The sequence below is a fragment of the Danxiaibacter flavus genome (genome assembly GCF_041060425.1).
Classification (GTDB): Bacteria; Bacteroidota; Bacteroidia; order Chitinophagales; family Chitinophagaceae; genus Danxiaibacter; species Danxiaibacter flavus.
In genome coordinates this window covers 522,561-546,225 of sequence record NZ_JAULBC010000007.1, presented here as the reverse complement: position 1 = coordinate 546,225, position 23,665 = coordinate 522,561, and the positions used below count along the sequence as shown (strand labels likewise).

Here is a 23,665-nt window from a genome sequence, read left to right as displayed (position 1 = left end):
GCTATTCTTCAAACATAAATTTCTTATTTGTTTTTGTGCCTCTGTTTTGTTTGCAAATTTCGTAAAGTGTATTAATTAGATTATTTGCCACTATTGGTGGTGACATAGATTTGAAATATTTCCGTTGACCGTTAAAATAAATAATCATCGTAATAATTGGTGCGTCACAACAAAATTCATTTTTCATTCTTAGCGTTTTAAGGTTAGATGTTTGTAAAGCTGCAATTAATTTATGGTAGAGTGTATCTGTAACTTTTCCCGTAAAATAACCTTGATCTAAGCTATCTGTTCTAAAAGAATCTTGATCGTAAACTGTCTCGGCATACAGTTTAAAATGCCTGGAATTGTTTAATTCCATATGATAGGCATTACACGTGCCATGACAGGTTGTTGTGTGAAATACAAGTTTTTGAAATTGAATGCTTTTGTCAACGGTTGTTTCCTGCTTCTTAAATGTAAGCACTTCCTTCCCCAAAAAGAAGTTCTTTGATGGTTCCGAAACGGGCCTTAGCACAAGGATTGAGTCAGACTGTTGATCAACTTTAAAATCATACCTATCCACATACTTAACTTTGAAATTCGTTTTAGATGACGTGTATCGTTGCTGAAAACTTAGCGTATCTTTTATGATAACAAGCTTAAAAGGTTCTTCCCGGAAATCAGCATTTGTAAGATAGTTTTCGTCCCTAACACTATCTATAAATATCGCCTCCATGTCATCGTTTATCCATGTTCCGACTGGCTTGTTGAGTTGCGCGAAAGCGCTCGTGCAAAATAGTATAGTGATAGCTGTGCCAAATAATTTTATGGAATGGCGCCAGCTGGCTTGCGCTTGCAAATGAAAAACAATAGTAAGCATGAGTAAGATGTAATTTATAAAGGTTAAACCAGTGCTCTAAGATCTTTAAAAATAAAAGCTAAGGTTCTTGTTTACGACCGAATGCACGGTCAGATATTCGAGCTACACGATCCATATCAGCCTTAGTAAATTCGAACGCGCCAATCCACGCGTTGTTCGTTGAAATGTTAAAGAGCATTGCCTGGATGACAGGTAGCGTTGTTATTATGCATCCCGATTGAAGGGATACTTCAGCCGTATCGTGAATGTGTTCTTCAAGAATGTCCACAAATTTGGGATATCCTGAATCCAATAAGAAATTAAATGCTGTTACCCTTATAAGAGCGTTCGGGTGATTGACCATTTCCTCTAATTCCGCTGTACTAACCTGCTTTTGCAAAAGCTTAAAATCATTATACAATTCGGATTGGTCCATAGTATGTCTTGGGTCGTTAACTATCCGGGAGATAGTGTTTCTGGCACATGTATTTAATTTAGTGGAGTCATAAGATTTTTGTGAAAACAATGGAAGGGTCAATGAAAAATAAATCAGTAGTAGTAAAAGCCCCATAAGTTTAAAGGTTGTCAACAAATGTAAATTATTTTGCCAAACGAACTTGTTTGCGTTGCGTTTCTGACAATTAAAAATTATTGCTAATCTATTTCAAACATGTCCCACTCGTTTCCCATCAATTCTGAACACATCAGCCAAAAGTAAATCACAAAGGAAATGCACACTACACGCAATGCTGCATCCAAATTCATACTTGAAATTTTTATTACAGAAATCTTTTCCCATCTGTAACTATAAAGTGACTTGATTAATACACTGGAACTGTGTTGGCGCTGGTACTGTTTATTATGACCCATAGAGGTTACAGGCCGCCTATGCACCGGTCTTTGGGTTGTCGAAAAGCAAGGCTGACAAAGGCTAAAAATGTGCTTAATTATGCCCAGTAGAAACTTAGCTTCTAGCGCATTTTTTTTGCTTGGTCTTAAATTATTTGGGGCAGGAACAACAGGTTTGCATGGCTTTTTCAGCCGCGTCTTTTATTTGATTAATTTTTCTAATGGTGATGGCCAGATCTGCAAAGCCATCAACTGCTAATACTATGGTTACTCCACCCGCAGTACTAATAGCGGCCTGTGCCGCATTTTTCGCAATCAACTTTTTCAAGATAAGACCTACAATCGCAGCCAACGTAAGACTTACAACTCCACCGGCATATTGATCAACAATGCCTCCGCCACAAAAATCAGCGATGTATTGCAGCATTTGCATCTTGATATTATCCTGGCATTTTTTTATTGTAACCGCTTCAAATTCAGTTCCACATGCAGTCTTGTCCATAGTACAGGTATAGTCTGCAACATTTCTCCCTTTAGGATCAGCCAACGCATGTTTAATTGTCGCAACGATCGGTATCCAGTCAGATAGTGCCATGACGAATTAAATTCAGGCTTTTGCCTCTATACAAATTAATAAAAAGAGAACAATATTGCAACATCTATTTATGTAAAGTAGCTAACAACTGTCAAGTTATTCAATGTGCATCGCGATTGAGTCATCATGTTAACATTCCTGATTCAGCATTGCATTTATACAGAAAGGTATCCTTTCATATTGCTAATACGCTTTCATCAAACTATAATAACAGCTCAGTCTGTGCAGCAGCTGAAGTACAGACAACCATACAATAATTTCTATTACGGCCGCAGGTTCCATATGCGCCAATGTTAATTCGATAACAGCATCGTTAATTTGTGCGGGACTATGTGATGCTGCTACGGCCAAAAGGAGCGTGGCGGCCTCTTTCTCAGTCAGTGAAAGCTGTTGCTGAAGCGACTGAATTGCAGTTTTACAAGCGGCAATATCAGCCGGAATTTCCATTTGAGCGATTTTATCCAGCAGCGTAAACTTTTCATCATTCAGCTCCGGAGTCCAATAGGCAGATAAACTTCTGATTTCTGCGGAAAGGATCTCGTTTCGTACCAGGGCGCTAAAAATATGCCCGGCGTACATTTTCATTTTCAGTCTGGTTACGGTTGCCTCCTTATCTAAATTATCACGCAGCGTAACGGTTAATGTGCGTATTACTCTCTTTTCTTTTACCGGTTTAAGAATGGGAAATGAATAACCTGTATGTTGTTTGAGGTATTCACCAGCTGCAGCGTAATCTGAAGGAACATTCCGGGTCCACTTTTTCTCCCAGCGCACAGCGCCCGGCGCATGCCTGACCACCCGCAGATAAGTAAACAGGTTATCCTTTGGAGGAAGGCTGGCATTAGTTACGGCATAACCGTTTGCTGCATGCAGTCCGGGTTTCCAGCCTGTTCCGGATAATAGATTAGCTGTATCATTTATGGCTTCCTGTTCCAGCTCTATCCCATTGCATTCATGAACTTGTTTAAGAAACCCATCATGCTTATGGAATACACCAACCATTCAGTTTCTGACGGAGAAAAATATTGCCGTACTGCTTCAACATCAGCTATTGTTAAGGAGGAAGGTATCTGAGCTAACTTTTCAGCCAGTGTTACCACGGCCTGCTCTTTTGCCGTTCTCAAACCTGCTATGGCTTCAGCGCGGGCTCCCCTGCGTAGTGCAAAGGAACAGGTATGCGCTGTACAGTAAGCGCACGCGGCTTTGCTGGATGCATACATGGCCAGGCCCATTGATGCCTTGAATGACTTGCTGCCAAAAAGCGTATTGGGCAGGTTAAACATGTTCGGCACAAGTAAATTATATGTTCGGAAGCCGGGTTGCCATATTTCCAGGATGGGGTCGCAGTTGGGAATAATTCCTATCAGTTCCCGTACGAGATTGAGTAACGGATTATATTTCGTGTGTAAGGTAGTCCAATCTACTGATGCAGATTTTAGACCCTCAGCCAGTGTTTTTGCCATAGTTAATTTTGGTTATTAGTGAGTTCCAACGGTACGGCATTTGTGCCAGCGTGACAATGGTGCAATATCAGTCAATGTTGCAAATGCTTAATGAAGACTCGCAATGAAAATACATACAAATCCTGAATAGGATAATGATGATTTGAATAAAAGATGATAAAGATTTATTGCCGGCCTGCTTCCTTGCTAAGGTTGAATCCTGTCTTTCTTTGCTTGAAAAAGACAAAAGCAAGCAAACAACCTGTTATCAATCCGGCTAGCATATAATAGATAAAATTTATCGGGTCGATTGGATATATGATGCTTGCCTTTCCATGGGTAAGTAAAGCTGGTTTCACCACAGTTGTAAAATAAGTTTTTACTTGTTGGTGTCTTGCGAAAATAGCCAAAACAATAAATGTCAGCATCAATAAGACCGAGGCTACTCTTTTGTTAAATGAATTAATTCGCGCAATTTGCCATGTCAGTAATATAAAAATAGGAATAGAAAAAAGTAATAATGAAAAAGCCGTAGAGGTGGTTATTGTTGATTTGTGTTCTATAATTTGAAAAGTAATTCCATCAATTTGCGGCTCAAAAAACATAAATGTTCTTAAGAACAGAAAATGCCCTGATACGAAAAGTAAAATGGATAGTCCCAATGCACGAATGTATATAGTTTTTGAGTTGTTCATCAAATATAAAGCGTCCCAACTTTTATAAGGCTTCTGTTAATTGCAGGCTTATAATTTAAAGATTCTTTTGTTCTACACTAATAATATGGAGATCCTGGACCCCTATGTTTTGTAAAGCATGCGGAGCAAACGATTCAGTCCAACGAGCCGATCCGGATTCAGGAGTTTGGGTAAGCGTTCTTGAATCGAAAATCACATTTCCCATGTCGTCAAATCTCAAAAAATCAGACCAGCTTAAAACATATAAAGAAGCAGGGTATCTATGCGTATGAATTGGAGTTGTTTCCCCTGGTCGAATGCAGGTGTCTAACACGCGTACAAAATCATTTTCAAATAAGAGTTTGTGATACTGTGGCGCTGCAATTAAAGCATCAAGATCATCCGGCCATGCCCAATCTTTTGAAGAACCAGTTATTTGCATACACTATATATTTTTTAGTCAGTTTGCAGTTTACATTCAAAGCGTGCCTGCCGCTAATTGTTTTTTAGAGACAGCACATAGCTAACCATCGTTTTTGCATCTTCAAAAGAAAGTTTGGGATGTGCGTCCATTACAGCAGAACCCCAGCCTCCGCTTCCTCCGACGATTACCTTTTGGGCAAGCATTTCAATAAAAACTTTATTTGCAGGGTATCTTTTTGCTACGTCAGTAAAAGCCGGGCCAACGGATCTTTCGTCTTTTTTGTGACATATATAGCAGTCCAAATAGCTGATAAGCACTTCGCCTTTTTGAGCAATTTTGACGGGTATGCTGTCGCTTATGCCGGGGATGGCCTTTATATAATCAACAGGTTTCCTGGTATTGTTCTGCTTGGGCTCATTATTACATCCGGGTAAATAGCATGCGGCAAATAATAAGCAGCCGGTCAAAATTGGATTTTTAATATTAAAGACACAGGTTCTGTTCCTCATTGTTGGTGGTTCGTTGTTTTCTGTGAATGATGCCTCAATAAGCTGAGGTCACCTGGCATGCCACTGGTTACTTTGACTACTGAATATTTGAAATGCATTTCACTGAAGGTCCGGATAATGGTCTTTCATGCCTGCATGAACAACTAAGTTAATTCACTTTCATAGATCACCCTGTTGTGTTCAGCGAAATCTTTCCACCAATCCATCCATTTGGCAGGATCGTGCTTCATAATGAAAGTTAATCCGAGTTCCCGTCTTTCAGGCAATAATTCCCTTTTGGCCTTTGTTATGGACTTTTCGAGTTGCGGTAAAGTCAGGTCGGTGCAATAAACAGGACTTCCCGGCTGCTGTCTCCATGAGTCTTGAAGCGATCCACAATCAAAAGGATCGAAGCCGCTGTCATTAATAAGCGTAGCTACCAAGTCTTTAGATTGTTTGCTGTCTCCCGAAACAGGAAGCGCTAAACGCGCAGGATCGCCTTTGGCACGACCAGAGCAGGCGAGAGAACCAGCAAGAATATTGTTGTAAGCTTTAATTACAGGTTGTTGAATTTGATTGGATACCCAAACACTTTCGGGCATTCCATTCTCGATATCTTCAATGCGGCCGTCCCTGATAGGGTAGTAGTTGCCAGTGTCAATTATAGCAGTGCCTGCTGAAATATTATTGAACAGTTCTTTCGATAACGTTGGAATAGCGATCAGCGGGATGGATATAACAATTACGTCAACATCAGTAACCACATCCGGCAGTGTAACTGCCGAAGCTCCTGTTTCCATTGCCAGATTTTTCAGCTTTTCGGTTCCGGTGGAGTTAGTCATTTTTACACTGTGGCCAGCCTTTGTATACTGTCGTATCAAGGTTCCACCAATCTGTCCGGCACCAATGACTCCGATTTTCATTGTTGAATTGGTTTTGTGGTAATTTTTGAGGATCTGGTTGGTCAGATGGGGTTAAGTTAATAAAAATTTTTACAACTAGTGAATAGTCAATGGTCAATGGTGAAGGTTCGATCTGGCTAAGTAAATGTATTGTCGTTTAAGTGTTATTATTATCCTGAGCAAAATTCTTATTGCTCTTATATTTCTTAAATGGTTTAAAAAAAATTGCTTCGGTCAGCTTTGGGCTAATGTCATTTAGTTAAGATGCTACCCTGGCACTGCTCCATATGAGCATCCTGTTTGTAGAAAGAACACATCGATCGCCTAAGCTCCGTTAGGAGCTACCGGTCAGGCATTACAGGAGGCTCCGCTGGAGACCGATGATAATTTGAAATCCTGATTTTCAGTTGTTTGCAAAGAGACGTTGGCGATGTCGACACTTTACTTATATGATATTAGGTTGAAGATTTTTGATAGTCAATTATTTGTTGTTTTAGTTCATCTGCAATGTTTGTCCATATGGTTTGATCGTTCAACAAAAGTTTGCAATTGCACTCCGTTTCAGCTACACCTGTAATATGTTTAAACCAGTCAAAATATGTCCATTCCCTGGGCTTGGGTGAATACAGAAAAAGATCGTTATTATCCCAGTGAACTTCCGTGGCGGTTCTATAGATGAGCGTAAAATGCTCTTTCCAGGGTTTTATGAAAAGGCGGCCACTGTTATCAATACCTATTTCTAAAATTTTGTCTGTAATCATTTGATGTCTTTGAATTGGACTTATTCTTCAAACTCAATAAATTTTTTGTCCATATAAACTGCTCCCTGAAACTCATTTTTTTTGAAAACGCTTGCTTTAATAAATATGCCTTCCGTGGAAACATACTTAATTTCCATGTCAGTCATATTGCTGGTTTGGTAATAAGAACCGAAAGGACACTTAAAAGGATTGCCTTCCACATCATTGGTAAAAATGGAAATCAAAATCATTTTTCTTGATGTTGTATCCGGCTTTTCATAGCCAAATATTCTGTGATCAAGCTTCATGTTCGCGGTTAACCAAATAGAACTATCAATTTTTGAAACTATCGCTTTCTGAATATACGCTTCGTCAAAGGCCACTGCGTTAGAACTTGTATTGTCTGTGCTGTCTGGCTTATTGGAACTGTTTGCCACTTCCTTTACAATATCACCTGTGTTGCCTTTTGATATCTTAGAAGAGTCATTGTGATTCGCTGCGTTTGTACTATCTGCACTTGAATTATTACAACCAATGAGAAACAGAAAAGCAAAATTGAAAAGATATGATCTGAGCATAATTTTACGGTGTACCAACGTGTATAGTTGCTGTTTTGAGTTGTGGATGTAGCGGTGGCATAAATGTCACCGCCTTTTTCTGACGTTTGTTAAACAAAATCTTTAAAAAGCATTTTTTCTGTCGAAGTTGGAGTGATCTATTTATTCTCATTGCATTTTTCCTTAAGCCCCTACGGTCCCGGTCTTAACTTCACCAGCCCGTTTGTAGTTGCCAATCATAACACCGCTTGGTGTAACTATACCTTCTACCAAAGTAAACGCTGCAGGAATGGTACCATCCTGGAACAATTTTTTTCCTTTCCCAAGCGTCAATGGGTGAATTTTGAGCCAGAGTTCGTCTGCAAGGTCATTCTTCAATAGTAACTGAATGAGCTTACTGCTGCCCCAAATCTGAATGTCAGAACCATTTGAATTTTTGAGCTTCTCAATATCCGCCAGGCTATTGAGGAAAACCGAGTTTTTCCACTCGGACTGCTTCCTGGTTGTAGACAGAACGTATTTCGTAACATCATTAATTCCCGGCCATCCACTTTCATGCTTGGGCCAGTAGTTCTCCCAAATGTCAAATGTCTTTCTGCCTAAAAGAACATCTGCGGGCTTCATAAGTCTTTCCATGACCTTACCATAGACTTCATCGCCATAAGGAGCAGTCCAACCGCCGTATTCGAAGCCGTCTGAGGTATCTTCTTCAGGTCCTCCCGGCGCTTGCATAACACCATCCAGTGTTATAAACGAAAGAACAATAAATCTTCTCATATTATTTTTCTCCTTTCATAATGTATGCTTTAAAAAACTTGTTCAAAAATCCGTTCCATTAAGATACAAATCTCGACAACAAAAATTGTGTTATCACGGTGTAAACGCGACAATCTTAGAGCCGGATGCGAAAAGCAATGATGATCCCTGTGTAGACGAGTAAGTTTGAAGGCACAGCATAAGAATAACATTCGGCGTATTGCTTGCAGCAATACTCATGTTGTGCTGTTTTTTTATTAAACACGAATTTTCATCATTATTGTCCGACAAAATCTCATCAAGTTGAGTTGCAGTCCTTATTGGATCATAGTTTCTGATGAACATCCGTCAAGCTAATCCCGAAGGGATGGAATTACTATAGCAAAGGCCAAAACAATGCCTTTAAACCCCGACGGGGTGACATAATAGAATGTCACCCCGTTGGGGCATAGCCGTCAGGTTAAGACATTATTGGTGTAAATAAAATACCATACCAGTTGAGGTATGGCTCAATTTTTTTATTCATCTTTATATCTCTTTTTTTAGTTGCCGGATGTTTTTTTATTTGTATTAGATGCATCCGGCTTCTTTTAATATTTTCTGGACTCAAAGTTATCATAATACTTCGCTTGTTTCAGGTATTAGCAACAATATTTCTTCAAATGAAAGATGATTTTTCCGTTTCTCCAGTACAAGGTTATTCCTGCACAGGTCATAAAGTGATTGCAGGTAGTTATGAAGATATTTTTTCATATTAAACAATGCTTCTCTTAGCTTGCCTGCCGATAACATGATTGCTTTAAAACACTTATAGATACTTAACAATCTTCCATTTTCTTTGAACCACAGGTTATTTAGGGATACTGCTATTTTCCAATTTATCAGTATATACAATAAGCGGGCATATAGATATGTTTCAAATCTGTCCTTCTTCATTTTCTTTATCTTTTGTATTTCGCACAAGCTCTTCCAGCATTTGAAACGCAATTCTATTTGCCAGCGTAATTGATATAACAAGTGCACCTGCTGCGTATTTAATATTTGTTCCGATACATTTGTTATAAACAGATTGAAAGAGGCATACATTATATATTCCTTGCTTAATTGACGACCTTTCTTTGTTGTTTCCCTGCTAGCTTTGCGGATCCTGTTTTCCACAACCGCTTCCGGCAACAATTCGATCACTATCCGGGTAAATAGTTTTGTCTTTCCGCCTATATATACCATTTTCTCCTGCCTTGGTATTTTACAGCGCTTCATTTTCCGATATTCCTTTTTTAAATCCAGCTCATGATACTCTGTGCCTTTCAATTCAAACATCTTTACTTTCGGTTGTAACCGACTTATATAATGAGCGTCTTTTTCTTCTATTGCCTGGAGTACCGCTGTTGAAAAATACCCGAGATCTCTTATTATTAACGAACCTCCCTGTATCTGTTCTATTGTTTGTTGCCCATTGGTTACATCTTGCTGTAATGCGTCGCCTACCTTTACTTCACTCACCTGGCCACTTTTTACATCAAATTCAAACTGTATATGCATGCCCGCCTCTGAAGCTCCGCCACCACATCCGGGATAGTCTTCTTTTAAATTAGGAGGTAATTGAAAACGTGTGGAATCCTTAATTTTTACACTTGTAAAGAGCTTAAGTATATCTACATCTATTGTTTCGTTCATTTGCATCTTTATCTGCTCGCTCAGCAGTGTCTTTATGAACTCTACTGAATTTGTATTGAACCTTTCATTGAGACTTTGTTTTCTTATAGATATCTTGTGCTCAAGATTCAATTTAATGCTATGGTCGTTTAGGCTTACCTCTGCATTATTAAAATCACTAAATAAGAGCATGTCTATGTATTGCCTTGGATTTATCTTCCTGGGCATTCGCTTCACAAACCCTGTTTGCTTGGCGACTGACATCAAATGGCTAATGTCAAATACTTCTCCTATTGTTTGTTCTTCTCCTGTTAGAATGTTTTGAATTAATCTGCTTTTTACCGCCGCAAGTTTCTTATTCCTTTGTACTGATTATCAATACAATAAACCTTAACCTGACGGCTATGCCCGTTGGGGTTTAAATATTCCCGTTTTTAGTCGGACAATAATGAATTTTCATCATTTCGTTCCAGGCCTTTAACAGGATTTGTAATGATATTCGTTCGCTGTATAATGGTGTAAGCTGAAGACGTTTCAACGTCCGGCCTCAATTGCACAATACGCTTTTTATGCGTTCTTGCATCGCCATCCGCCTGAAGCTGCTACATGTAAAATACATTGAACTTATGTCCGTCCGGGTCCGCGAAAATAAAACCGTAGTATCCTTTTCCAAATTCTTCAGGTTGGGAAATAATTTTTCCTCCGGCACGCTCAACCTCTTTGGCCCAGTTGTCCACCTCTTCTTTAGTTTCCGCAGAAAGTGTAAAAATGATTTCATTGCCCTTTTCCGGATCAACGAATTCTCCACCAACATTTGATTTAAGCACTTCCTTTAAAAAAAAGTGTATTATAAAATCGTCTTCGCCAACAAAAAAGCTTGTCAATTCATTATTTCTACCGTTAGGCTTAAACCCTAGTTCAGTATAAAATTTAGTTGTTCGCTCTAGATCGCTTACAGCTAAATTTGACCAGATCTTTTTGGGATTCATAACTGTTAATTTAAGTTGTTGTTAGCAAAAGTAGTCAACAGGCAAGTTTTAGTGCGTGTTAAATGCGGCTTTTCGAAGTGTTTTTGCGACAGCTTACAAACACAGGCTGGAACTGCGAGACGCACCCACGTCCAGCCAACCTTTTAGTAAGCTATTTATTGCATGCCAGGATGAGCAATAATATTATACAAAATTCATCTTATGAACCCCGATGCAATCGGGGGAGAATTAATAGACACGAGTGATCCTGCGGAACACTCGCGCCAGACAGGGAAGCCAAATAAAAGTTGAAGTTGCGATCCGTCAGTTATTTTTTGCTAATGCTCATATTACAAGCGGCCCTTACTTGTTTACTAATTGGCGTTCTGTTTTGTCAAGCAAGTTATAATAGACATAATAAAATGCATCATTTAAAGTCGTGTTTGTCCATCTGTGAACAAAATGGCTTCGTTCATAGTCGCCAGATTTTACATAGCCTATTACGGTCAGGTCATTGCCATCGCGACCGCGAGATTCTTTATCATTTATCAGTCCCCAAAAATCGGCCTGTGTGATTTTAGTTGTTAAATCATTCCATTGCGTTTCCGAAATACTCTTTTCAAATTCTCTTATTTTGTCGAATTTGGATAAATCTCTGTCATGTCTGTAAAATAAGTAGTGAAGCTTGAATGATGTGTCTTTTTGAGAGATTGTTATCGCTTCATAGGCCGGAGATCCCAAGATTGAAAATATAAATCTATATGCTTCATCTTTATTAAGCTGATTAAGCTTTGGCAATGGAATGTCACTTGTCCATAAATCCCAATCTGCCCTGTTGTTCATTTGGTTTGAGATGGAGCTGTCAAGTTTTTTTAATAATACAGAGTCATCGGTAATGTATGCTTTTAATGCTTTGTAGTGAATATCAAGAGTGTCGTACTTGCCTGAACTATCAACCATATTTAAATACCTTTCAATAACGGAGTCACGAAAGTTATGTTTCGTTTTCTCAGTTTGATTGCAACTAAAAATGAATGCTAAAACCAAAATGAAAACTATTTGTCGCATTTTAATTTGAATATGAGAGTAAATTTGGACTGGTTATAACGTTATCGGGCTTTATCTTTCTTGTCTTAATAGTATTCCGTCAGTCGAGGTTTGGTGCTAGTGTTTGTGCTAACATGTTATTTTATAAGCCTGATAATAGTTAGAATTACTATCCCAACTACAATCGATGTATAAATCTGTTTATTATACTTAGCTAACCAAACAGGCAAATAGATATCAAAATTTTCTTTGGTAGAATCAGAATATTTCCTTGCCCATATGGTTAAAGGGCAGTATAATTTGCAAATCAGCAATGTTAATCCTTCAAGTACAATTAATCCATAACCGATCCAAAGCCATGCATCTATTTTGTTTACCAATACAGCATATAACATATAGAAAATAATAACGTTAAAAAATATCCATACGAGTGTATGTAATATTTTAATGCTCCTGAGTTTATTGTCGTTTGTCATGTTAATCAAACAGCAACGGAAAAATATTCTCGTAAACTGGCGTGTCTCTTCTAAACTCTGCTAAATTCTTTTCAGCCGGTTCATTTAGTATACCTTTTCGTATTGCTTTGTCCATAGTAGGGTGCCAATATAATTGCCGCTAACGTTTAGGGCTTTGCGTTCGTGCCGATAATAGTATTCCGTCAGTCCAAATTTATTACCAAAGTTTATTAGAATTTCAAATGCTGAATTTTGTTCGTTAGCCGCCATGAAGCAAAACCCAGTGTTATGCTGATCTGTTTTTTTATTTCCCGGGTCCAAAAAACAGACAGTTTTTGTTAGTGAACCGCCATGAGGTAAAAACCTTGTTAAGCGTATTTAGACAAGCTCAATCGAATACAATTTATTGCACTTTGCTTTCTGCCTATACGAGTCTACCGTTGTGTCTTTATCTTCTTCAAAGAAGCTAACACTTGACAAGTCAGGTACTACCAGTATGTCGACGGCATTTAATAATGATGATATAGCTTTCGCTAAGCGATTAAATTCTTCTCGTACTGATTCATTTTTATTGTATACGTCCCAACGTATTGAATTGTCAAATGTCAAAAGCCGGGGAGAGAAAAAATGAAAAGTCATATCATGCATCTCTAAAAGGGCGAAATCTTGCTCACTCCATATGTTATTAATAAAATATTCAGTCTTTCGTGTCCATAAGTCAATTAGAATCTGCTTATTCATATTTGGTGTTGACCAATGCCATTGTCCCACTAAAATGTCGTTAGAGATATGACACAAAAGTTCGGGAAGTTGTAGAATTTCTTCCGGCGTCAACTTGTGTTCAATAAATGCATGTACAATCTGTCCCATAATTATCTCCCTCTCATAAATATAGGCAGGATTCCAATCCGTCTCCGTCTTACATCGATTTTGACCATTATCTGATTTTCAGAATAAGTATTTCAATTGAAGCAAATTTAGAACTGTCTGGCGCGAGTGTTCCCCAGGATCAATCGCGCCAGACCGTGGCTACCCATATTATCAATGCAGCGTTGGTTGCTCGGCCGTTGTATCTATCCTCTGCAATTCATTTTTTGTAATCCAAAGTTCGTGTCCAATTGTATCGGTAATGTCCTTGTATCTAATTAACTCGCCAAGTATTTTTGGGTTATCGAAACTTGATGGCCTGATAACTGCAAATTTGTAGAAATTATCTTCATATCTGCCGGGCTGAATATTGCTAAAATAGATCGTATCTTTTATAACTCTGAATGTTCCTTCAATTTCCGTCACTCCAAAGCAACCTATCCTTTCTCTAAAACTAAAGTCGTCTTTAAGTTTAAGCGTTGTCAAACAGTTTGCTGATCCTGTCCGTTCAGCAACTAATAAATCATCGCCTTCAAGTTTGTCAAAGTCAACAAGTCCTGACGGCTTGTAAAATGTCAATAATAAAACAGTTGTCAATAATCCAATTACTATAAACCTTTCTCTTTGTTTGAACTTTTCCTTAATTGTCAAATAGATCTGCCGCAGAAGAGCGATTGAAAGCCATAGATAAGCCATTGCCAGTAATAAAAAAAACGGGAAAGCAAAAAGTCCAAGTTTTCCTTCCCAGTAGTAAGATGTATTGAGTAAAAGAAAGAAAACAACTATGATTATGATTAGTCTTTTATTTTTCAATGCCATGCTTTTATTAATGCATTTGGTGGTTGCTGTATTTTTTATTCAGGTTCTTCGTCTCCTATTGTCCAGGGAATTGTGAATATGAAGTCTACTTGAACGACATTTTCTACTTTGTCAAAAAAACTGTCTAAGGGTAGATTGGCAGGCAAAAAAGCAACAGATAAGCTTGGCTTTAAATCATAATGCTCGATAGTAAATTTTTCGTCAGTCGTTTGAATTTTACAATTTGGTCCTTCTAATATTTTTCCTGCAAAGTCAAACCAAGTGCCATATAAGTGAAGCCCATTTGCGTCTTTCCCCATATGATAAACTTCATATTCTTTGTCAATGTCAACGCCTGCATCTCTAAAAAACTCAATCAGTGGCAATTCAAGCAAATTGTGTTTTCTTGCGATATAATTTTTGCACATCGAGCAGTTGCATTTGTCAGCACCACCTTTGTCAACAGATGAATAGATTTTTTCAGTAAGACTTTTGTCAACTAAAAAAGACCAGTCTAAAAATTGAACCTGTATCATTTTGTAATTATTGCTGCCAATCTATCTGGCGCGAGTGTTCCGCAGGATCACTCGTGTCTACTGGTTTCAAGCCGATTGTATCGGCGCATGGTTAAAAATATCAATAATAAATTTTTTGTCTTATAATTCGAAACCCTCCCACAATGAGGGCGAATGCAATATATCTATTGGCCCAATTTAAACTCTTTGTAATTTATTTTCAAATCGCTTTTTAAATATCGGTGCCAGGATGAGCTATGGTATTAAATAAAGATCATCTTATGAACGCCGAATCAATCGGGGGAGAATTAATAGACACACGAGTGATCCTGCGGAACGCTCGCGCCAGACAGGTCAGATGCACTCATTCCTGACTTTAATGTGATAGGTCTCCAATTTGTCCTTTAAAGCTAACCAGGTCTTATCACTAAGTGTCCCTGCTGGGTATAGCTTGTTTCTAAAGTCTTTGGTTATGATCCTTAAACAATTGGGCATTTTGCCCTGTGTTTCAAAAACTATTTCCTTTATCTCCGAAATTTTATATGCTTTTTTCTTCTTCCAAAAGAAATTATGATTGCGAATTAAGAAGTAGTTGTCCGATACTTGAAAAAAATGCATCTGATAAGAGAATGCAAAGAACCAAAAAAATGAAAGGCAGAATAAAAAAGTCGTTAGCCAAACTGTGGTTGATCTTTTATTCGTCAACAAAAGGAAGATAAAGAAGCCAATTAATCCCCAAAGTAAAATTCCTCTCAATGATGTAAATTGATTGCCTTTATATGTTTCGTAAAAATCCGCAGCAACTGAGTTTTCGTCAATTATTGAAGAGCTGATTTGGCAAAAGTTATTCTTGTCAACCACAACCTGCTTTAAGAAAGACTTAATTTCCCATGAGTTTGAATACATATCGTCAAAGATATATTTTGTCTCACCGTTCCTGAATGTTAGCATGGCAGCTTCCATGGGAAAGTTTATTGCATACTTGAACGGCCGTTTCCCGGTTAATTCAAGTTTGTCAATGTCGGCAATTGAAAAAGTCTTTTCGTTGAAACTAATAAAGTCTTTGTCTAGGCTGATTGTAGGGACGTTTTTTATATAGCGATACAAGCTATAACCTGCAAATCCATAACAAGCGATGCTAACTAACGGAATTAGTTTATCCTTAGCTTTTAATTGTTCCTTTTTCTCCGACTTGTTCGTAGTAAAAAGTAAAACTGTTGCTATCGTAATAAAAAAAAATGTTCCCAAAACAAGTGAGAGATAAAACTTATAGAAATGTCTTTTGGAAACGATGGTTGTCATAAAATTAGAGAAAATTTTTTTCGGGCTTTGCGTTCGTGGCGCAAAAGAATTTCGTGCCCAAATCTATTATAAAACTTTAATAGCATTTCAAATGATGCTTTTCGCAAATCTCCCTCTAACAAAGCTCCGCCACCTCGGCCACAGATGCAGGGCAAGGATTATTGAATAAAAAACGCTAAAAAAACAGAATCAACCAATTAAAAAAAGGTTTTATAATTAATGGGACTAAAAAACTTACCGGCAACCGAAAAACAGTAAATGTTATATTTGTTCAATCATATTTTACAATTATGGCAGAACATACAGTCCACCTCGGAGAAAAGGTTAAAAGAGTTCGCGAAATGCTGGGAGTGAAACAAGATGCACTGGCAATTGAACTTGGCGACGACTGGAATCAGAAAAAAGTATCGATGTTAGAGGCGAAAGCCGAAATAGAACCGGCTTTATTGGAGAAAGTTGCGAATGCATTAAAAGTGCCGAAAAAGGTAATTGAAAATTTCGACACCGAACAGGCCATCAATGTTTTTTCGGGTACGTTTACTTATCATGATAATGATAATGTTTCTTTAAATGGAACTGTTACCAATATCATATCCAACCCAATGGAAAAAATTTTAGAATTGCATAGAGAGAAAGAAGCGTTATTAGAAAGGAGTTTGAAAGAAAAGGAAGCATTGTATGAACGCATGCTGAAAGAAAAAGATGAAATGATCGCAAGGCTGGAAAGCTTGCTGAAAAAATAGTAAAATAATCAGGCTTACGATAAATCATAGGTGATAAAATCCCGGGCATTTGGCCTGGGATTTTTTTTGATAAGAACATTCTTGGCCTGTGGAACCGATTCCTTGCTTTAGCCTAAGCATTCAAGCATTGAGCTGAAACACCCAGGCTTCGAGATAGAAATTTCAGACTTTTAGCTTCATCACCCTCGCTCTAACGTGAAATTCCAGTCTTTTAGGTGGAATTACAAGCTTTGAGGTAGAACATCCTGGCTTTTAGGCAGTTTGATGGAGGTTTGTTGATAATGGATTAGTTTTGCCTAAGCCATTTCATGGCTCATCAACCCTTTGTTATTTTTGTTTGGTTCAATTAAGTCCCACAGATTTCCGTACAGATCTTCGAATACAGCAACTGTTCCATATTCAAAGTTTTGGGGTGGTCTTACAAAATTTATATCTCGATTTTTCAGTTTTTCGTAATCTCTCCAAAAATCGTCAGTGAAAAGAAACAAGAACACTCTTCCTCCGGTCTGATTTCCGATTCTTGATGTTTGTTGCTCATTTGCAGCCTTCGCTAATAATAAGCAGCATTCCTTAGCGCCTTTGGGTGCAACCATTACCCATCTTTTTTCATCACTTAGCTTAGTGTCTTCTAACAATTGGAATTCAAGTTTTTGGGTATAGAACTCTATAGCTTCATCATAATCGTCAACTACTAAGGCAATATGTGCTATTCTTTGATACATTTTTTTCTTTCGTTTATGTTGTTTTTTCGAGCTGTTTGAAAAAAGAGGGGAAGGAAAAAATTCAATTAAACGATTGCCTGAATTCCAAAGGCGAAATGTTAGTCTTTGTCTTGAATAATTTGCTGAATGATTGCGAATGTTCAAAGCCCAATTCATAGGCAATTTCGCTGACTGATAAGTTTGTTGTAGATAATTTTTCTTTGGCTTTTTCAATCAGCTTGTCGTGTATATGCTGCTGTGTGCTTTGTCCTGTCAGTACTTTTAGTAAGCTGCTTAAATATTTTGGCGATGTATTTAGTGTGTCTGCAATGTATTGAACTGTCGGCAAACCTTTAGAAACCAAATCATCGTTGTTAAAATAATCAGTCAACAGTTTTTCCAATTGTTCCAAAACCTGGTGATTGGTTTTTTCTCTTGTAATGAACTGACGATTGTAAAAACGATCTGAATAATTAAGCAGACTTTCAATTTGTGAAACGATGATCTGTTTACTGAACTTATCAATATTATTGCGATATTCCTGTTGAATGTTTTGCATAATGCCAATGATAATGGCTTCTTCTTTTTCTGAAAGCCACAATGCCTCGTTTACGGCATAGCCAAAATATTCGTATTGATGTATTGTTTTGGCAAGTGGCGTATTCCAAAAGAAGTCGGGGTGAATGAGCAACATACTACCTGTTTGTTTGGGTTCGTCGGGGCTGTGCTCCACACTAAAAACCTGATTGGGTGCAATGAAATACATTACACCCGCATCAAAATCATATTGTTGTTGCCCATAGCGAATTTTACCACAGTTCCGTTTCAAAGAAACTGAATAAAAATCCATTATCGTTTTCATATTCATCGTTTCTTCGGAATATGAAAAGTCCGCCACATTTACCACGCTGATAAGCGGGTGCTCTGGTGCAGGCAAATTTCTCAGCCGATGAAACCCGCTAATGGATTTTATTCGTGTCGGTTTCGTATTCGTCATTGTGCAAAGATAATTATTACAAGGCTTGTCCACCCGAAACTTCAAGGCGTTGTCCGTTAATCCAATAAGCATCATCTGTACACAAAAACGCTACCACACCGCCAATGTCGCTTGGTAAACCTACACGCCCTAATGCTGTAAGACTTGCAATATGAGCGTTGATTTCTTTGTTGTCGCGTGTGCGTCCACCACCAAAATCAGTTTCAATGGCTCCGGGTGCAACAACATTAGCGCGGATTTTTCTCGCACTCAATTCTTTCGCCAAATAACGTGTAAGTGTTTCTACCGCGGTTTTTGCCGAAGCATAAACTGAAGAACCCGGGTAGGTAATTCGTGTGAGGCCCGATGAGATATTTATGATTGCACCACCATCATTAAGGAAAGGCAATGCTTTTTGCGTTAGAAAAAAAACACCTTTATAGTGAATGTTAAAAATGTCATCAAGCTTTTCTTCGGTAACGTCCTGTACCAGTGCATACAAAGCTGTTCCTGCATTGTTAACCAGGAAATCAAAATTCGGACTTCCTGTTTCTTGCTGTAAATATTCGGTTACTTGTTTAATGAAACTGTCGAACTGATGTACATTTCTTGTGTCCAACTGAAAAGCGGCTGCCTTTTGTCCAAGCGATTGAATTTCTGTAACAACTTCGGTGGCTGCTTCTTTATTTGAACTGTAGGTAAAAACCACGTTAATTCCTTTTTTGGCAAGGGCCAACGCCATATCTCTGCCAAGACCGCGGCTACCGCCTGTAACCAGGGCGATTTTTGTTTTTGTGCTCATTTTATTTCTCTTTTTTGATGATACAAAGGTCAGCACAATTCAAAAAGCAGCTGTAGCCAAATGTCAGAATGTTGTAGTCAAAAAGGAAGGGTCAGTGGATTATTTAGGGTAGGAGATGGGGCGTAATGCCGGCTTGAACAACGGATGATAAGAATTACCGCTACACAAGAGCTGGTGGGTAAGCTGTACTTTTATAAATACAGTTATTGCGCGCAGGCTGATTTAATTTAACATTTTACGAAGCTTATTTATCAATTCGTTGCCTTGCAGATCCGTTGCAACAATTATTCCATTTCTGTCAATGAGATAATTTGTAGGATATTTATAAATACCATAAATGATAGCTGCTTTATTATTCCAGCCCTGAAGATCGGTCACATTTTGCCAGGTCAGGCCGTCTTTCTTAATTGCAGCAATCCAGGATTCTTTATCAAGGTCAGCCGCAACACCAAATATTTCAAATCCCTTACTTTTAAATTCATTGTACACCTTAACAAGTTCAGGATTATTTGCTCTACACGGACCACACCAGGAGCCCCAAAAATCAAGTAGGACTACTTTGTTTTTAAAATCTGAAAGATGAACAATTTTGTCGTCAATATCCGGCTCTCCGAAATCAACGTATTTGTCTCCTACTTTAGGGTTTTTATTAAGAGAAATAAAATTCAACACATTTTGTCCGAACGATGTTTTTTTTATTGTTTCGGTCAAGGCATTATACAACATTGTCGAGGTGTCTTTTCCCCAAGTAGAAGAATAGATACTTAAAACAGAAGCACTAACTGTCGAGCCTGGGTTATTACGGATATACGAAATCATTTTTAATTTATCACCCCCGGTAATAATATCAAATTTCTCCGCTTCTTCTTGTGTTTTTGAACCTGTAATAACCGCTTCTTTAAACTTACCCTTTTCTGCCGTGAAAATAATTGTCGAATTTTCAAGCCAAAAGAATTTATAGTTATCAGAGCCTTTTGTCTGCAGCAGAACCTGAATAGCATTCTCCTGGAATGAGCCAGTAAAATGAAATTGCCCACTGATTAAAAATGTAGAGTCAATTAAGTCTGCCTGGTGAGTATTATTCTCATACAAATAAATTACTGTGCTGTCTGGGAAGCCTGATAATTTACCTGTTATTTCAAATTTTTTCTTTTCTGTTTGTGAGAAAGAAAATGTAGTAATAACAACTGTCATTGCTAATAAGAAAAAAGTTTTATTCATGATTATAAATTAGGGTGTATTCAAACAGATTACTCACAACGTTTTGGGGCTTTGCGTGTTTGGCGGCATTATTATCCCGTAAGCTTAAATTTATTACTAAAGTTTAATAGCATTTCAAATGATGGGTTTTGTTCGACAGTCGTCATGATGCAAAAACATGTTCTGGTTGTTTGGCGGCTGAAATTCTATTCAGCATCTACTTTTTGCCCGCAGTAAGGGCACACAACCCATAGTTTTTCCAATTGACTAAAACACTTTTTGCAAGTGATTATTTTTTCAACAACGGATTTTATAGGGTTGCTTGTCCGTACGGTAAAGGTTTCAGGAATTTCTTTAAGAAAACTGGATTCGCTTCCTTTTTCGGTTATTAGAAACAGCTTGTCTTTTGCTCTTGTTATGGCAACATAGAAAAGTCGTCTTTCTTCTTCCATCAAGAGATCGTGATTGGCTTTTTTAATAACCTGGAAAATTCTGTCTTCGAGCCATATATCAGGAAAGCCTCCGTTTCCTTCTGTCAAACCGATGATGAAAACTATTTTAGCTTCCAGCCCCTTAGCAGCGTGAATGGTTTTTCCCTGAATGCGTATTGCTTCATCTCTAAAACGATAAAAGTAGGGTGTAAACATTTTACTCCTTCTGTATAAAAACAGAATTTCGTCATTGGTTATTCCATCATTTAAAAACTCTTTTACTTTATCAACGCAGAACTGAATATTTTCCTCTTGACTATTTCCCGAGTAAACAACAATTTTATGTTCGGATTTTTTGGAAGCCTGAACATCTTTGTCAACCTTAAATTTGTTGTGCTTTATTACTTCATTACTTGCTCCAACTATGTTTTGTGTACTCCGGTAATTCAGGTTGAGTTTTATGGTCCCTGCTTTTTCAAAATGCTTTTCAAATTCAACTATATAATTTACGTTTGAACCTCTGAAACCGTAAATACTTTGCCAATCATCACCCACACAAAATAGTTGTGTTTTGTCAGTCAACAAAAGTTTGATGAGTTCTACCTGAAGATTATTTACGTCTTGAAACTCGTCAACTAAAATATAGTCGAACTTAGTCTTATATTTATTAGCAATGTCTTGCTGGTTCCGAAAGAGGGAAGTGCTTTTAGAAATTAAATCGTTGAAGTCCAGGTACGATTTGTTGGTGCAATAGCAGATATATTCTTTTACAATCGGGATTGCTGATTCGTAAAAATTGCGAACTCTTTCGTGTTGATCTTTTCTGGCATTTTCCAATACTGTATTAATCTGAATATTTTCAACCTTGATCATGTCGGTTATCCGCATAACCTGTTGTACAAAATCTTTTACATAGTCGTGATAGCCGTTAAATTCTTCTCTGAAACTTAATGAAACTGTTTTATGATAATTTGCAGGCAGTCTGTTTTTGACAATTTTATCTAAAGTATGATTGAATAGTGCAGAGTCTTTAGTCATACTGTCAAAAGTCTTAACTAAAAGCAAATTTCCTTTTTGAAATTGTTCTTCTTTGTCTTTAGTTGAAAAGCTTTTATCGCTAATATGTTCAATATATAGATTTGCTTCGGGAACATAAAAGTCAGGATGAAACGAGAAATCTTTTACATTCAGCAATGGTTCATATTCGTATTTGATGCTATGCCTGTAAAACCAATCCGCGATAAACTGTTCTGATTTTGAACGAACTTTAGTTCCGTCTAAAGTTGTAAAATATTTTCCATCTTTATGTGAGTATCTGAGGTCGTCTTTCTTTAAGTGAATTTTGTCTACGACATAATCAAGAATATATCGTTTGAGTTGAAGCAAATAGTCTGTATCCTCACAATGTTCGATTAAGATTTTATGAAAAACTTCAAAAACGGTTTCTGGTGCAACGTGTTTTGCTAGTTCATCTTCTTCGTCTTTTTTCTCATCTCCGATGATGCGAAATTTATTATCAAATTCATTCACTCCATCGTTTCGTAAAATGCTGTAACAAAAGGAATGGAATGTTCTAACAGTCAATCCGTCAATCCATTTATATTTCTTTTGCTGGTATAAACGTTCCCTGTCCTTATCTGCTTTACTGCGTTTTTTATCAAAAAGTTGTTTTTCGTATTCTCCTGAAGTATCTGCTGAAATAATAAGGCGGTCTATCATTTCATTAGTCGCGTTCCTGGTAAAAGTGATTGCAAGAATATTAGCAGGACTAACTCCTTTTTCTTCTATCAGATAAATGAGTTTTTGTAAAAGTGTTTTGGTTTTTCCTGAACCCGCACCTGCCAATACCAAAAGCCTGTTGGTTTCACTCACAACAGCTTTCCGTTGTTGTTCGTTTAATGCGCTTAAATCGGTTTTCGTGATTGTTTCCAAAGTTCAATCAAATGGTTGTTGACAAATATCCTAAATTATTTTCTTCCAAAATCGGCAGGGTTTTCACCCCAGACTCTTGTTTCCCATTTTAGAATTTCATTGTCATATTCGTTTTCTTCAATCTCAATTTCTGGTTGCTCTGAATTGAGTTGTTCTAGGCATCATAAGATTCGCTCGCAATCTTTTGGTCAGGTTTTGAGGGCTTTTTTATTTGCTCTAACACTTTCATGACTGTAAATTTTTGTGATTCAAGTCAAGGTTAAACGAAATAAACAAAATAAACGAAATGGCATTGGGATGAAGTAAACAGCTATTAGTGTTTTAACGACCATTAAAATTATTGATTGTCAAGTCAATGTCGTTTAATTAGGCAGGCATTGTCAACTTTGGGAGATGTCTCCTATCGTCGACATGACGATCCGGGCTTATCAGAAAAAGTGATCACAACAGCGCTGGTAACAAATACATGATAAGATTCAAGGCTTGAACCGCATCGTCGCCTCGACTGGGGGATTAGGATAGCCACAATCAAAATTATAAAGACAGGTCATTACATTAAGAGCTGATTGCCTTGATTCATTGCCGTCTGCTTTAGCTGACGGACAGTGGTTGATCTTTTAAAATCGGGCTTTAGCCCAAAAAATGGATTGTGAGGCTAAAGCCATATTCAATTAGTTTTGTTTTCCGTCAGCTAAAGCCCGCCTGACTGCATTCGGGCAGGCAGACGGCAATGAAAAAACAGCCTTAATCTGTCATTGGCACGAGACGAGAGGTCTCCCGGATATTGATCTGCTCGTGATACTTTATGCGTGTTAAATACTGCATTGAAATTTGTCCATTTGTCTAGGTAATACGATTTGTTTTTTTGAAAGAATGTTTCATAAAGTTGGATGTCCTCTGTCATTAGTTAAAGGTTGTTTGAAAGGTGTGATAAATGGTAGTTAAAGTTCCAGGATTGGGTAAGAACTGGAATTTGAAATTCGTCCGACTTTGATCGCTGTTCAATT

At 37.7% G+C, this 23,665-nt stretch carries 25 protein-coding genes; 1 reads left to right on the top strand and 24 read right to left on the bottom strand.

What is annotated here, in order from left to right; translation table 11 throughout:
* Window position 1: 1 nt before the first annotated feature.
* From QTN47_RS21635 to QTN47_RS21545, 19 genes are all read right to left on the bottom strand, one after another.
* Window positions 2-859, bottom strand: coding sequence for a DUF6438 domain-containing protein (locus QTN47_RS21635; protein ID WP_369331513.1), 858 nt, complete (start codon window positions 857-859; stop codon window positions 2-4).
* Between the two features lie 58 nt (window positions 860-917).
* Window positions 918-1,274, bottom strand: a complete 357-nt coding sequence (locus QTN47_RS21630) for a hypothetical protein (RefSeq protein ID WP_369331512.1) — start codon at window positions 1,272-1,274, stop codon at window positions 918-920.
* Between the two features lie 564 nt (window positions 1,275-1,838).
* Window positions 1,839-2,282, bottom strand: a complete 444-nt coding sequence (locus tag QTN47_RS21625) for a hypothetical protein (protein ID WP_369331511.1) — start codon at window positions 2,280-2,282, stop codon at window positions 1,839-1,841.
* A gap of 183 nt (window positions 2,283-2,465) precedes the next feature.
* Entirely contained in the window at window positions 2,466-3,284 is an 819-nt protein-coding gene (locus tag QTN47_RS21620) for a hypothetical protein (RefSeq protein ID WP_369331510.1), read from the bottom strand.
* Window positions 3,221-3,745: a hypothetical protein gene (locus QTN47_RS21615; RefSeq protein ID WP_369331509.1), complete on the bottom strand. Its 525-nt coding sequence runs from the start codon at window positions 3,743-3,745 to the stop codon at window positions 3,221-3,223. Before QTN47_RS21615 ends, QTN47_RS21620 begins: the two co-directional genes overlap by 64 nt.
* 164 nt (window positions 3,746-3,909) lie before the next feature.
* Entirely contained in the window at window positions 3,910-4,419 is a 510-nt protein-coding gene (locus QTN47_RS21610) for a hypothetical protein (protein WP_369331508.1), read from the bottom strand.
* A 55-nt stretch (window positions 4,420-4,474) separates the two neighbouring features.
* Window positions 4,475-4,840 carry a cupin domain-containing protein gene (locus tag QTN47_RS21605; protein WP_369331507.1) on the bottom strand — a complete coding sequence of 122 codons (366 nt, stop codon included), beginning with the start codon at window positions 4,838-4,840 and terminating at the stop codon, window positions 4,475-4,477.
* A gap of 53 nt (window positions 4,841-4,893) precedes the next feature.
* Entirely contained in the window at window positions 4,894-5,289 is a 396-nt protein-coding gene (locus QTN47_RS21600) for a c-type cytochrome (RefSeq protein ID WP_369331506.1), read from the bottom strand.
* Window positions 5,290-5,474: 185 nt separating this feature from the next.
* Window positions 5,475-6,266 carry an NADPH-dependent F420 reductase gene (locus QTN47_RS21595; RefSeq protein WP_369331522.1) on the bottom strand — a complete coding sequence of 264 codons (792 nt, stop codon included), beginning with the start codon at window positions 6,264-6,266 and terminating at the stop codon, window positions 5,475-5,477.
* Between the two features lie 401 nt (window positions 6,267-6,667).
* A complete protein-coding gene (locus QTN47_RS21590) occupies window positions 6,668-6,973 on the bottom strand; it encodes a hypothetical protein (protein ID WP_369331505.1) in 306 nt (101 codons plus the stop codon).
* 20 nt (window positions 6,974-6,993) lie between these two features.
* The gene (locus tag QTN47_RS21585; protein ID WP_369331504.1) at window positions 6,994-7,530 is read right to left on the bottom strand and encodes a hypothetical protein; all 537 of its coding nucleotides are present in this window, start codon (window positions 7,528-7,530) and stop codon (window positions 6,994-6,996) included.
* A gap of 162 nt (window positions 7,531-7,692) precedes the next feature.
* A complete protein-coding gene (locus tag QTN47_RS21580; RefSeq protein ID WP_369331503.1) occupies window positions 7,693-8,286 on the bottom strand; it encodes a dihydrofolate reductase family protein in 594 nt (197 codons plus the stop codon).
* Between the two features lie 594 nt (window positions 8,287-8,880).
* Window positions 8,881-10,197, bottom strand: coding sequence for an IS4 family transposase (locus QTN47_RS21575; RefSeq protein ID WP_369331521.1), 1,317 nt, complete (start codon window positions 10,195-10,197; stop codon window positions 8,881-8,883).
* 326 nt (window positions 10,198-10,523) lie between these two features.
* Window positions 10,524-10,910 carry a VOC family protein gene (locus tag QTN47_RS21570; RefSeq protein ID WP_369331502.1) on the bottom strand — a complete coding sequence of 129 codons (387 nt, stop codon included), beginning with the start codon at window positions 10,908-10,910 and terminating at the stop codon, window positions 10,524-10,526.
* A gap of 342 nt (window positions 10,911-11,252) precedes the next feature.
* Window positions 11,253-11,849, bottom strand: coding sequence for a hypothetical protein (locus QTN47_RS21565; protein ID WP_369331501.1), 597 nt, complete (start codon window positions 11,847-11,849; stop codon window positions 11,253-11,255).
* Between the two features lie 920 nt (window positions 11,850-12,769).
* A complete protein-coding gene (locus QTN47_RS21560) occupies window positions 12,770-13,261 on the bottom strand; it encodes a hypothetical protein (protein WP_369331500.1) in 492 nt (163 codons plus the stop codon).
* A gap of 171 nt (window positions 13,262-13,432) precedes the next feature.
* A complete protein-coding gene (locus QTN47_RS21555; protein ID WP_369331499.1) occupies window positions 13,433-14,071 on the bottom strand; it encodes a hypothetical protein in 639 nt (212 codons plus the stop codon).
* A gap of 41 nt (window positions 14,072-14,112) precedes the next feature.
* Window positions 14,113-14,592 carry a hypothetical protein gene (locus QTN47_RS21550; protein WP_369331498.1) on the bottom strand — a complete coding sequence of 160 codons (480 nt, stop codon included), beginning with the start codon at window positions 14,590-14,592 and terminating at the stop codon, window positions 14,113-14,115.
* A gap of 333 nt (window positions 14,593-14,925) precedes the next feature.
* Entirely contained in the window at window positions 14,926-15,873 is a 948-nt protein-coding gene (locus QTN47_RS21545) for a hypothetical protein (RefSeq protein ID WP_369331497.1), read from the bottom strand.
* Window positions 15,874-16,163: 290 nt separating this feature from the next.
* On the opposite strand from QTN47_RS21545, the gene QTN47_RS21540 reads away from it, so the two are divergent.
* Window positions 16,164-16,616 carry a helix-turn-helix domain-containing protein gene (locus QTN47_RS21540; protein ID WP_369331496.1) on the top strand — a complete coding sequence of 151 codons (453 nt, stop codon included), beginning with the start codon at window positions 16,164-16,166 and terminating at the stop codon, window positions 16,614-16,616.
* Between the two features lie 296 nt (window positions 16,617-16,912).
* Here the strand turns inward: QTN47_RS21540 and QTN47_RS21535 are convergent, their stop codons facing one another.
* The 5 genes from QTN47_RS21535 to QTN47_RS21515 all read right to left on the bottom strand — a co-directional run bounded on the left by QTN47_RS21535 (window position 16,913) and on the right by QTN47_RS21515 (window position 22,658).
* Window positions 16,913-17,338 (bottom strand): VOC family protein, encoded by a 426-nt coding sequence (locus QTN47_RS21535; protein ID WP_369331495.1) that lies wholly within the window; start codon window positions 17,336-17,338, stop codon window positions 16,913-16,915.
* Between the two features lie 61 nt (window positions 17,339-17,399).
* Complete coding sequence (locus tag QTN47_RS21530; protein WP_369331494.1) at window positions 17,400-18,314, bottom strand: helix-turn-helix domain-containing protein; 915 nt, start codon at window positions 18,312-18,314, stop codon at window positions 17,400-17,402.
* 16 nt (window positions 18,315-18,330) lie between these two features.
* Window positions 18,331-19,095, bottom strand: a complete 765-nt coding sequence (locus QTN47_RS21525) for an SDR family oxidoreductase (protein WP_369331493.1) — start codon at window positions 19,093-19,095, stop codon at window positions 18,331-18,333.
* A gap of 222 nt (window positions 19,096-19,317) precedes the next feature.
* Entirely contained in the window at window positions 19,318-20,316 is a 999-nt protein-coding gene (locus QTN47_RS21520; RefSeq protein WP_369331492.1) for a TlpA disulfide reductase family protein, read from the bottom strand.
* A 185-nt stretch (window positions 20,317-20,501) separates the two neighbouring features.
* On the bottom strand, window positions 20,502-22,658 hold the full coding sequence (locus QTN47_RS21515; protein ID WP_369331491.1) for an ATP-dependent helicase: 2,157 nt from the start codon (window positions 22,656-22,658) through the stop codon (window positions 20,502-20,504).
* Between the last annotated feature and the right edge of the window lie 1,007 nt (window positions 22,659-23,665).